General features: G+C 36.8%; 10 protein-coding genes. 5 read left to right on the forward strand and 5 right to left on the reverse strand.

The window, feature by feature from the left end:
* Nucleotides 1-22: 22 nt before the first annotated feature.
* On the reverse strand, nucleotides 23-721 hold the full coding sequence (locus tag HX129_RS11745) for a YidX family protein (protein ID WP_286434198.1): 699 nt from the start codon (nucleotides 719-721) through the stop codon (nucleotides 23-25).
* Nucleotides 722-1,243: 522 nt separating this feature from the next.
* Here HX129_RS11745 and HX129_RS11750 point away from each other — a divergent pair.
* Complete coding sequence (locus HX129_RS11750) at nucleotides 1,244-1,888, forward strand: RluA family pseudouridine synthase (RefSeq protein WP_502872631.1); 645 nt, start codon at nucleotides 1,244-1,246, stop codon at nucleotides 1,886-1,888.
* Between the two features lie 139 nt (nucleotides 1,889-2,027).
* Complete coding sequence (rapA, locus tag HX129_RS11755; protein WP_286434200.1) at nucleotides 2,028-4,865, forward strand: RNA polymerase-associated protein RapA; 2,838 nt, start codon at nucleotides 2,028-2,030, stop codon at nucleotides 4,863-4,865.
* Between the two features lie 159 nt (nucleotides 4,866-5,024).
* Here the strand turns inward: rapA and HX129_RS11760 are convergent, their stop codons facing one another.
* Both HX129_RS11760 and HX129_RS11765 read right to left on the reverse strand, forming a co-directional pair.
* Nucleotides 5,025-5,417 carry a DUF3144 domain-containing protein gene (locus HX129_RS11760; protein WP_180045138.1) on the reverse strand — a complete coding sequence of 131 codons (393 nt, stop codon included), beginning with the start codon at nucleotides 5,415-5,417 and terminating at the stop codon, nucleotides 5,025-5,027.
* Between the two features lie 55 nt (nucleotides 5,418-5,472).
* Entirely contained in the window at nucleotides 5,473-5,847 is a 375-nt protein-coding gene (locus HX129_RS11765) for a DUF3144 domain-containing protein (RefSeq protein ID WP_130073187.1), read from the reverse strand.
* Between the two features lie 92 nt (nucleotides 5,848-5,939).
* Here HX129_RS11765 and HX129_RS11770 point away from each other — a divergent pair, with 92 nt between their 5' ends.
* The gene (locus tag HX129_RS11770; RefSeq protein ID WP_130073188.1) at nucleotides 5,940-6,572 is read left to right on the forward strand and encodes a hypothetical protein; all 633 of its coding nucleotides are present in this window, start codon (nucleotides 5,940-5,942) and stop codon (nucleotides 6,570-6,572) included.
* A 14-nt stretch (nucleotides 6,573-6,586) separates the two neighbouring features.
* Here HX129_RS11770 and HX129_RS11775 read toward each other — a convergent pair whose 3' ends face one another.
* Nucleotides 6,587-8,050: a CYTH and CHAD domain-containing protein gene (locus HX129_RS11775; RefSeq protein ID WP_286434203.1), complete on the reverse strand. Its 1,464-nt coding sequence runs from the start codon at nucleotides 8,048-8,050 to the stop codon at nucleotides 6,587-6,589.
* A gap of 193 nt (nucleotides 8,051-8,243) precedes the next feature.
* On the opposite strand from HX129_RS11775, the gene HX129_RS11780 reads away from it, so the two are divergent.
* Complete coding sequence (locus HX129_RS11780; RefSeq protein ID WP_286434205.1) at nucleotides 8,244-9,950, forward strand: ATP-binding cassette domain-containing protein; 1,707 nt, start codon at nucleotides 8,244-8,246, stop codon at nucleotides 9,948-9,950.
* Nucleotides 9,951-9,969: 19 nt separating this feature from the next.
* Here the strand turns inward: HX129_RS11780 and HX129_RS11785 are convergent, their stop codons facing one another.
* Nucleotides 9,970-11,430, reverse strand: a complete 1,461-nt coding sequence (locus HX129_RS11785) for a CYTH domain-containing protein (RefSeq protein ID WP_130073191.1) — start codon at nucleotides 11,428-11,430, stop codon at nucleotides 9,970-9,972.
* 259 nt (nucleotides 11,431-11,689) lie between these two features.
* Here HX129_RS11785 and HX129_RS11790 point away from each other — a divergent pair, with 259 nt between their 5' ends.
* Complete coding sequence (locus tag HX129_RS11790; protein WP_174492412.1) at nucleotides 11,690-12,073, forward strand: Mpo1-like protein; 384 nt, start codon at nucleotides 11,690-11,692, stop codon at nucleotides 12,071-12,073.
* Nucleotides 12,074-12,346 lie beyond the last annotated feature (273 nt).

The following is a 12,346-nucleotide window of genomic DNA, read 5'->3' on the forward strand; positions in this document are numbered from 1 at the left end:
CATCCTGCATAGATTTAAGGGATTAATCAAATATTTTATGAATGGCTTGGAAAGGTAAAGTCACCACATCAAATGCGACAGCAAATGGGAATAACATCAGTTTATTTGCGGCATTGCTGCTTGCTTGAGAATAGTCCTTTTCCTGTGTTTGCGTATAAATACTAATGCGATAAGGTTTACTCAAGGCTTTGAAAGAGTCACGGTTGCTTGCAGCAGGGTAGACCACACCTGCGAGTTTAATATCGAAACAAAAACGTTGTGCCTTTAAGCGCTGATCACTTGAGTTGGTACATTCTTTGGCACCATTTTCAATGAAAAACTCTCGGTCAGCTTTGCTGACATCTTCAGCGAGTTTGATATAAGACAGATCCAATGAACCTGAAAAATTTCCATCATTTTTTGCTGAATAAAAGTCGAGGGAACGGGTGACTTGAATGTTTTTCGGGTCAAGGGCTGAGATGACTTTAGCAAATTTTGCACCGCCGTGTGTAAGGACATAGTTATATTGTTGACCCACAATGACAATGCTGTCTTGTGGAATGTTGGGGAGTGCTTGTGCAGGCTTTCCAAAAGCAACAACATAGTCATTAATTAAGACATTTTTAACAGTTTTGGTGCGAATGCCATCATCTTTATCAAGAAGGGTTGCTGTTGCACAGCCTGTTAAAATGCTAGATGTGCCAAGTGCAAGTGCAACAAGAGAATTTTGGATCAACTTCATTATATTATACTCATCAGTTTGTTCTAACCTATTTATAGCAGCTCATGGTGAATGAAATAAGTTTGAAAGATGCCAAAATTTGCTATAAATAAGCCAGTTTTGAGCATTTTTTATCAATTTCTTGGCAAAAGATATGATTTTGTCTCTGGCTGTTCATATGTTTATTGCATCAAAGTACAATAACGATATTGATGCTTTTGTTTGTCATACGATCTTTTTGTGGGTGGAAGTGGTCAATGATTTTCAAAAAATTTTCAAAGGCTATTCAATCAAATTTTTGATGTCGTTGCGATGTTTCTATAATGCATTTTTATTTTCATCGTGTGAAAGCTTAGGATATTTTAAAACTATTTTTTATTGTGATAGCAGCAATAAAAACCCTGTAGAGATTTAAAAGCATTTTCTATTTTTTAGATGAGGAAAATTGACGTAATCAATCGAAAAAACGAAAATATTCATTGTATTTTTAGGCTAAGATTCTTATCATTGCCTGCTTGTTTGCACGATCAGCGGAATTGAACCTTGAGTAATTTTCTTACCGAACACCTGATACATCGTGATGAAGATTTTATGGTGATCGCAAAACCAGCAGGTATACTCACAGTTCCCGGAAAAACAGCAGATTTACAAGATTGTGTGATCAATCGCTTATTAAAAATAGAACCCAAAACTTTACTGATCCATCGTTTAGATCGTGATACTTCAGGCATTTTAGTGTTTGGACTGTCTAAATGGGGGCAAAAAAGCATTTCTCGTCAGTTCCAAGAACGCCAAACCTCAAAAACCTATCAAGCTGTTGTGGCTGGACATTTACAAGGTCAAGGGATCATCGATGTCCCTGTGGTGTATGATCCAAGTCGTCCTCCTTTACATATTGCTGACCCTGAGCACAATAAACCTGCCATTACTGAGTGGCAGGCAATAGAACATTTTGAAATACAAGAACAGCCTGTCACGCGTGTCAAATTAACACCGATTACAGGACGTTCTCATCAACTGCGTGTACATTTACAGTTTTTAGGTCACCCCATTATTGGTGACACGTTATATGCAACAGTTGAGCAACAAGCGCTCATGCCACGTCTGTGCCTACACGCAGAACAGCTGCGCTTTCATCATCCTAAAACAGAGGAGCCTGTACAATTTCATTGTCCTGTGCCTTTTTAGGTTGTTTTATTAATCAAGATTGAAAATGCTCATTATTTTAGTGGGCTTTGTGTCAAAAAGTATTGCGTAATGGGGTAAAACTTTGTTCAAATATTCTCCTGATTTGAGCAACTGTTTTCAGTCCTAACATGAGATAAAGGTGGAAAAATTGCAACAATTTGCTATAGGTCAACGTTGGTTATCTGATACAGAAACAGAACTTGGTTTAGGTGTTTTAATTGACGTTGATGAGCGTTCAATTAGCATTCTCTTTCCCAAAAGTGACGAAACACGTGTTTATGCACGCAACAACGCGCCTTTATCTCGTATTGTTTTTAATGCAAATGATGAGCTGCAAGATCAAGAAGGCGTGACTTGGACTGTCGAGTCGGTTGAAGATCGTCATGGTGTATTGCGATATAATGTGATTCGCACACTTGCGGACGGTACACAAGAACGTAAATCACTCAATGAAACCCGTATTGGGGCATCTATTCAGCTTTCAAAACCGCTTGATCGTTTGCTTGCGAGCCAAGTCGATTATAAAGAATGGTATGACTTGCGCATCGAAGCCATGCAAATGCAAGCCAATATGCAAAATTCTCCTTTACGTGGCTTGATTGGCGCACGTGTCGGGTTGATTCCACATCAGCTTTATATCGCCCATGAAGTCGGTAAACGTTTTGCACCGCGTGTCTTACTTGCCGATGAAGTGGGTTTGGGTAAAACCATTGAAGCAGGTTTGATCATTCACCAACAACTAAAAACGGGTCGTTCTGAACGTATTTTGATTTTGGTGCCTGATTCATTGCAATATCAGTGGATGATTGAAATGCGCCGTCGTTTCAATTTGAATTTTTCATTGTTTGATTTGACGCGTACTGCTTCGATCAAAGAACATGATCCTGAACTCAATCCATTTCTCACTGAACAATGCATCATTGCCTCTGTTGACTTGATGATCGACCATGATGATTTGCGTGAGCAAGCGATTGAAGCAGGTTTCGATTTACTTGTGGTCGATGAAGCACATCATTTGATGTGGAGCGAAGAAGAAGGTGGTAATGACCGTTACGACCTTGTTGAAGAATTTGCCGAAAAAACCGCAGGTGTTTTATTGTTAACCGCAACACCTGAACAATTGGGTGTAGAAAGTCACTTTGCACGTTTACGCTTACTTGATCCACAACGTTTTAGCTCGCTTGATCGTTTCTTAGATGAAGAAGAGCAATATCATCATACTGCGAAAATTGCAGAAGCATTGATGTCTGATCTGCCGCTTGAGGCTGAACATTTGGCTGCGGTAGAGACTTTACTTGGTCATGCGATTGAAGATCAACCTGAACAACGTTTCCGTGCCATTCATGAGTTGTTAGACCGTCATGGAACAGGGCGTATTTTATTCCGTAATACCCGTGAAGCAATTCAAGGTTTCCCTGGTCGTGACTGTCAACCTGCGCCACTTCCTGCACCAGAAAATTGGTCGAAAGATGGTAAATTACGTGAACAAATGTGGCCTGAAGAAGCTCAACTTGATGGGGCTTGGATGGAAACTGACCCACGTGTAATGTGGTTGATGGAGCGTTTACGTACAGATTTAAAACATAAAAAAGTATTGCTAATTGCACGTAGTGGCCCTGTGGTTGAAGCTTTGGAAAATGCTTTACGTATCCATGCTGGGATTCGTACTGCGATGTTCCATGAAGGTATGAGCCTACTTGAGCGTGATCAAGCCGCAGCTTATTTTGCTGAAGATTCTTATGGTGCACAGATTTTACTTTGCTCTGAAATTGGTTCAGAAGGACGAAACTTCCAGTTTGCTTCAGATTTAGTCTTATTTGATTTGCCTGCAAACCCAGATGTACTCGAGCAGCGTATTGGTCGTTTAGACCGTATTGGTCAAGAAAACCGTATTCAAATCCATGTGCCTTATTTACTCGGTACCGCACAAGAGCGTATGTTCCGTTGGTATAATGAAGCATTGAATATTTTCAGTAATATTTCACCAACTGCACAAACCTTACAAGAAAACTTTATTGTTGACCTTAAAGATTGTTTATTGACCGATAAAGGTCAAGCATTTGAAGATTTACTTGAAGCTGTAAATGTACAACGTCAAGCGCTTGAAGATGAACTGCAAGAAGGGCGTGACCGTTTGCTTGAGTATAATTCTTGTCGTCCAATGGTAGCACAAGAGATTGTCAATGCACTTGAAGATTACGATGATAATACCTTATTGCCAATGTTTATGAAGCGCTTTATGGCATCTACAAACATTGATTTTGATGAGCAAAGCAATGGCACGGTGATCATCAAGCCAACGGATCAAATGCAAGTGCAAGGCTTAGACATTGATGAAGAAGGGATGACCGTTACTTTCTACCGTGACCAAGCACAAATTCGTGAAGATGCACAATACATCACTTTAGAGCATCCATTTACTGAAAGCGTGATGGAAATGATCCGTACACAATCTTTTGGTAGTACCAATGTTGCTGTGCTTAAATCAGCGGCTTTACCACAAGGTTCAGTTCTGCTTGAAGTGTGGTTTAAAGTTGATGTTGTTGCACCTAAGGCCTTGAATTTACCTTCAAGTTTGCCAAAGCAGTTGATTCGCGTATTGTTAAGTGAAAAAGGTCAGGATCTATCCAATAAAATCGCGCCTGAAATTTTAAAACCTTATTTACATCATTTAGATAGTAATAGTTGTCGTCAAGTGGTGAAAGCACGCCGTGAAGTGATCGAACAGCGTTATGCACAGGCACTTGAGCTTGCTAAAGGTGCATTACCTGAGCTGAAACAACAAGCCAAAGAAATTTATGGCAGTAAATGGCAATACGAGATTGACCGTTTGACTTATTTAAAACAGTTCAATCCAAGTATTCGTGAAGATGAAATTAGCCGTTTGCAAAAACTGCAAAAAGAAGGTTTAGACTTACTTGAAGGCTTGGCTGTAACGCCAGAAGCGATCCAAGTATTGGTTGTGGTTAAGCCTTAATTCTATCGGATTGATCAATGATCTAAAAAGCTCCTTCGGGAGCTTTTTTATTTTTCATCGACGATGAGTATAAATAGTCGATCTATAGTGACTGATGATTTAGAGTTTTATAAAAAAGCCCTGCATGGTGCAAGGCTTTTCAATAATATAAGAACGAAATTAATGATGATCGTGATCATGTTTATGTGTATGAAATTCTTCATTTTTACGGAAACGTAAATAATTTTCGAATTGTTCACAATATTCATCATAATTGTCTTCTAACATCATTTGAAACTGTTGAAGAATATAAGACATCACTTGTTCTTTCGCATCACGCATTTCGTTGCCATCTTTAAAGGTATTGGCTGCTACCCAAGTGTTAAAGCGGGCAGTACCAAACAACATCGCTGCACTCACTTGTCCACGTAACTCATTTGGATCAGGCTTTTGCCCTTTAGGCGGACGACAAAACTCATTGGCTTGTTTAATAAATTCGTCAGCACGCTCAAAAAAAACCGCATTTAACGCTTCTTCTTCGGTGACATCCGTAGCATCAATTTTTTGAGACATGAAAATTTCCACAACAATGATTTAAATATGACAGCATTATAGGATAATCTTACGATTAAACGAAATGTTTCACTTCATCTTCAGGTGGATTCATATATTCATCAAAATTGTTGGCATATTCATCAAAATTGTCTTCAAGCATCAGTTGATATTGTGCTAAAAAATAACTCAAAACTTGTTCTTTATTGGCTTTTAAATCTTCAGCTTTACTATAACCACATGCAGTTAGCCAAATATTAAAGCGAGCATTGGCATACATCAATGAAGCACTGACTTTAGAGGCTGATGTTGCAAATTCTTCATTATCTGTATTGTCTGAAAGTTCATTGGCAAGGGCAATAAATGCATCTGCACGTTCATAAAACTGTTCATCGGCAACGCTTTCAACAGGTTCTAATAAACCATCAAAATCATTTGAATTTTCAGCCATTTTAAAATTTCTCAATTACTTGTATGTATAAGCGAACTATAGCATACTTAAAATAGCCTAAGTAATTAAATCAAGCTTTTTAAGGATTTCTCATGCAAGATGCAATCGCAGTACAAAGTTTAAAAAGTGACATTGCTTTATTACGTCAAAATATTTGGCCACCTGTGGATTTGGCAAATGTTGAAGGTTTACCGATTTATTATGGTTCTAAACAACAAGTTGCAGATTATTATCAACAATGGACAGGTTTGATTGAACGTGCACAGGATTTGTTTCAACCCTTTATGGAAGATGAAGTCCTAGATGCCATTCATCTGCCCAGTCATTTAAATTTACCCTTATTTTTCTTTCATGTAGACCGTATACGCATCAATAAAACACGTGCTAAAGAGTCAAAAACCTTTCGTGGTCTTGCCAGTTTAATGGAAAAATGCGGGCAGTTTGAGCCTGAACAAGTACTTGCGATGAAGCAATGGTTAGAAAGTGATGACACGGCTGCATTGGTTGCACATCGTGAATTTATTGATTTACGTACTTATATTTTCCAACATGGACAAACAGAATATACACGCACGCGTTTTTATGTGAATGGTTTAGTGCTCAGCACAGAGCAGCATTTTGAATTGGTCGACGCACGTGATAAACCAAGAAAACAGCGTAATGATAGCTATAGTGACCCTTTAGCAGACAACAATACTTGGAAGGTTTTTGGGAAATATCGCTAGGTATATTGTCCCAATCATGACCAAAAAGGCTGTGTCGCTGAAAAATGCGATAAATCTTGTGCAGTTTGTTCTAATAAACGTTGTTCACGTGCAGCAAGCCAACCGATTGCAAACCATGCTTTAGGCTCTTGTTGCACAATGTTTTTAAAGACATTTTCAGCAACGATTACATCATTATATTGACCTAAACTTTCCTGTACAGGTTTAAGCGCTTTAAGATATTGATTCACTTTTTTAGGCGGATAAATTGATGCCATAAACTCAATACTATAACGCAGACGTTTTAAACGTTTACGGGTACGATGACGCTCATCAATACTTAAATCTAAATAATGTTGTGCATCCTGCATAATTTGTTGATGTAGTTTATTGATCTCTTTTCTAAATTTTTTCTTTAAATTTTCTTTGTTTGTTTGATGTGTATCTTCATTGATAAATTGAATGAGAGATAAAATCAACAGATTAAACGGCGTGGACTGAAATACCATCTCTAAGTGAGCGCTATTTTCATTTATATCTTGTGGTCGTTCAATATCAGGAGCACCTGCTGCTTTGAGTTGCGGGCATAATTCTTCTTCAATCATATCAAGATCACGACGTGTACTGAGTTGTCTAAACAATTGTGCAAGTTGTGCTGTCCAAGTAGGGTCAATATGATTCGACCATGTCGAAAACGTTTTGAAGGCACTACGCAAACGTCGAATCGCAACACGTGCTTGGTGCACATGTTCACTGTGAAAATTTCCTGAAGCGATTGCGCTACTATTGGGTAATAAATGCTGTAAGGTATTGTTAACTATATCTTTTAAGGCTTGCTCAGGTGGGTCGTCAGCATGCAAGATAAGCGGTGATTGAAATTCGATAGGAGAATCAGCATGATTTTGTGCCAATAAAAAACCACGTTGCGCTTTACTGCGTACATCTATCCAGAGTCCATAACGTTTTACCCGTGGTAGAACAAAGGAAATTAAATCTTGAATAGAGCCTTGCTTTAACTCAAATTCAATTTCACATACTTCAATTATTTGCTCTTGGTGTTGGATGTTTCCAACATCGATACTGACTTCTATTTGGCTATTTTGAAAATTAAATAATGTGTTGGATCGCTTGATTTGAGTTTCAAACTGCACATGTAAGTCAGCGTGGATACTGTTTAAAAGTTTCAGGGTTTTTTTATCGATGTGCTTTTGTGTTTGATAAAAAGCCAAATTTAAAGCCGTAGGTTCTACCTCACTGAGCTTATTTTCAAACTCTGCGCGTTGTAACTGCTGTGCTGTGGGTAGTTTAAGGGTTTGAATCCATATTGTATTTTCTAAACGTTGGCGTAGCGAAATGTGTTTGCGTGAAAGGGTAAATGTATTGGTATCAAAATATTTTGCATTCAAATTTAAGATCTTTGGATTTTTTCTTTGTAGTGTTTTGAGTAATACATTCTGTTGGTCTTTGCCAATTTGAAATTTTAATTCAACTTCAAACATCGTAATCCATCCTTTTTTGAGAACAATGGCTTAACTTAACAATACCTGACTGTTCGCTATAGGTGACTAAAATATTGTATGTAAACATGTCGATCTGCTTTTGTTTTGATTGGTTATTTAAAACGTATTTTGCTGTGCTTTTATACAATTGGGTGGTGAAATAAAAGTAAACCATGATAAAAACAGGTTAAACATGGATTTGAAAATATTTAAAACTTACCGTTTAGTTTGGAATGTGGTCAAAATTCAATATCAGCATCCGATCAAAGACATGCTGATTCTTGGCATTATTTTACTCATTCATACCTTATTGTCAGTTGCAGTGCCTTATATTTTAAAAGAAATTGTGGATCAATCGAAATCAGGCTCAACACAACTTGAAATCGGACAACTTTTTTCATGGATGAATTTATACATCTTGGCAACCGCATACGCATTGGGCTGGTTGTTGATGAATATTTTAAATCATGTACAAAAATTTTTGAGTGCAAATTTACAAACGAAATTTAAAATTGCATTACTACATGGTGGTGTACAACAATATTTTAAGACGACTTTTGCAGAACAGAAGAAAATTGAGTTAGGCGTTTATCAAACCGATATTTTGCGTGGGGCAGATTCATTTGGCACGATTACCTATGTCATCCTTTTTGTATTAATTCCCATTATTTTTCAAATACTCAGTATGGTGTGGGTGTTAGCACAGTCTATTGCTTTAAATTATGCGGTTTATTTTATGTTATTTGCCTTTGTTACATTTGCATTGAATATTTATTTTACAGCCAAAGGCAATGATATTTTTACTGCGATGTACAATGCACAAAATCAAGTTGGGCAGTTCTTTGTAGAAAAAATTCAAGCTAATTATGATATTAAGGTCAATGGTGCACAGCAATATGAAATGAATTTATATGAGAAGCGGTTGAGCAGCTATAAAAATGAAATGGTCAAAAGTTATAGACGATTAGCTGTGATTATGATGATACAGGTCTTCTTTGTGGGCACATTCCTGTTGACATTCATGCTTTTTACGGTCTATTTATTTAAACATCAAAGTGTTACTTCGGGTGACTTTGTCTTAATCAGTACATATATTATTGCTCTGACCATGCCTTTACTGATGGTGTCACAAAGTATTATTCACTTAAAAGGTGACTTTATTGCCATCGAAAAATTTTACCAATATTTTGACTTGGACACCGATCAATTTGGCTGTGAAACGATTATTGATTTGCCAATTTTATATCACTTTGAAAATGCAAAATTTTATTTAGGTAAAAACCTCATTGAAAACTTTAATTTAGACATTGAACAAAATAAAACCTATGTCGCAATTGGACAAACAGGCATAGGAAAAACCAGTTTTATCAACTATTTAATTGGCTTAGAACGTATTCAAGCAGGGCAATTATTCTATAAAAATATCGAGATTAGCCAGCAATTTTCGAAAAATATTTTTCAAGAAATTGCTGTTGTGAGTCAAACACCGATGGTGTATTCGGGGACATTACGAGAAAATTTAATTCATAATAGTCAGTATTGTTATCGTGATCATGAATTAATCATGTATTTATCAAGATTTAATTTATTGAATCTGCTAGAGAAAAATAATTTAACTTTGGATGATGATTTACAACATATTTATAAAAGTTTTTCAGGTGGTGAAAAACAAAGAATTAGCATTATTCGGGCGCTATTAAAAAAACCAAAATTAATCATTATGGATGAGCCGACAGCAGCTTTAGACGAGCAGACCAGTGTGGAGGTGATGCAATTTATACGTACCGAAGTGCCTTCAATTTTTATGATTTCTCATGCAAATTTTGCCATGCAGTATGCAGACGAAGTCATTAATTTTGATGAATGGGTAGCAAAAAATCAATGCAGCGTAGATCCGTAGATGACGCTGCAAAATAGATTTATTTTAAGAATTTACGGCTCACTAAAAATTGCTCAGTCGCTTCAAGTAACTTTTCTGCATAGACTTCTTGTTTCGCGGTGAGCCAACCTAAGGCAAACCAATCACTCGCTTCTAAATCGGTTTGTTGTAAATACGATGAAGATGATGCAAGTACCTGATATTGCTCAGATGCATGTTGTGCATCATTGAGTGCTTTGCCATATTTCTGTAGATTTTTCACATCATAAATAGCAGTTAAAATGGGGAAGCTAAATTTTAACTCACTGAGTCTTAATGCCAGTTCTTCTAAGGTTTCGAGGTCAGCAAGATCGGCATGATTTAAGCTGTCTTGCAGTTGTTTATATTGATTTTGCAAAGTATTTTGTGCAAACCATTTTAAATCGTGGCTTTGGGTTTTCTTTTCATTATTTAAACTAAACATTAAAAGTTCTAAATAATGTTGAACGTTCAGTGTAGATTTCACTAAATTATTCAATTTTTCTTTGGCATATAAAATGTCTTTGTCCAAACTCTCTGCTGTTTTCGGATTTTGTAGCAATGCACCTAGGGTATTTTGCATATGTTCAAAATGCGCAAGATTTTGGAAATGGCTTTTAAATGCTGCCAATTGATATGCCCATTTATCCGAAATATCAGTACTCCATTCTTTGAATAATGAAATGCTTAAATGTAAATGATGTAAGGCGATTTGTGCTTGTTGTAAGTGTTCAGGTTCAGCAACATGTGCTGAAATTGCGGCAATATTGGGCAGTAAATGCTGTAATTGATTGGCAATCAATAGTCGTAAATTAAAATCAGCAGATTCTTTTTTATTTAACATGAGCTCTTTGGCAAATTTAGCTGGGCTCACCGATTTATTTTCAACCAATAAATGCCCAAATTCAGCTTTGCTACGTACATCGAGCCATAGTTGATATTTTTTTACCCATTCAAAACTAAACGCGAGTAAAGACTGGATTGAACCACTTTTGAGTTCAAATTCAACTTCATAAATCTCTTGTTTGGCAGTTTCTGTGCGAATTTCACCGACATCGATACTGATTTCGATTTCGGCATCTTGATATTGCATCACACGAAAGGTACGTTGAATGTCAGTTTCAAACTGTAGTTTGAGTTGCTCTGTGTGTTCGCCGAGGGTATTTTTTAAAATCTCTAATGCTTCGGGATATTCTTGATAAATGTCTAAATTTAACTCAGGGGCTGTTTCTAGCTCACCAAGATCATGATTATGTTCAAAACGGTGCAGCTGAGTTTTACCCATGGCTTTGAGCGTTTGAATCCAACGAGTGCCTTCGAGGCGTTGACGCAGTGCAGCCGAATGTTGTGACAATAATTGGTTTTCAGTATCGTAATATTTGGCTTGTAGGTGAACGGTTTCAGATTTTTTGGGGTCTAATGCTTTGAGTAATGCATGGCGGCGAGCTTCTGGAATCTGAAATTTTAACTCAACTTCAAGCATGAAATTTTCCTAAACAACAAATAATGAAAACAATAAAAATATAAATTTGAGCAAATTTTTCAATAACAACGTTGAAAAATGACTGCGCAACATTTTACGACTGATCTTGTTAAATTGTAACGGATATTCACACAATAAAGCAGTTCAATCCTGTGCAGATTTTGCTGCTATGGATGATATTGTGCCGAAAAAGGACATTGCCTTTTTTAAATGCAAACTATACAGTGAAAGGCATAAAAAATATTCAAAAGGATCTACGATGAATAGCCAGATTGAGCCAAAACGGGATGTATCTGTTCAGCCACAATTTCAACTTCCAATTAAAAACTATGCTGAATTTTACCGTTTTTATTTAACAGAGCATCGTAATATCACGAGTCGCCGTCTACATGCGGTAGGGAGTAGTGTCGGGATTTATTTTTTCAGTAAAGCAATTCGTCAACGCAAAGCGAAATATTTTGTGTATGGATTAGTGTCTGGCTATGCCTGTGCATGGGTGGGGCATTTTATGTTTGAAAAAAACAAACCCGCAAGTTTTAAACAACCATTATATAGCTTTATTTCAGATTGGCGCATGTTATCGGATATTGTTCGAGGTAACTTAAGTCTGAAAGATCGTCAGTTGGATAAGATCGAGAGTTAGATTTTATTTTTAATAAAGGCTTAGTATGTTTTAGCATTTTAAATTTCATCCGATAATTAAATTAGGCTAAACAAAAATGTGGAATAATCCATAAGAAGTAAGCGTGGAACGTGATCAACCAGATAAAAAGTCTGATTTGCACAAGTCAGACTTTCATGGACTTCAACTTATTGAAATAATTAAATTAATATAGATGTGTTATTCCTAAGTAGAAATGTCCTACCTAATAACCAAATAGAAATGTCCTATATGGACAATTCCAAGTCAAGCACA

The sequence above is a fragment of the Acinetobacter sp. 251-1 genome (genome assembly GCF_030329305.1).
GTDB classification, from domain to species: domain Bacteria; phylum Pseudomonadota; class Gammaproteobacteria; order Pseudomonadales; family Moraxellaceae; genus Acinetobacter; species Acinetobacter piscicola_A.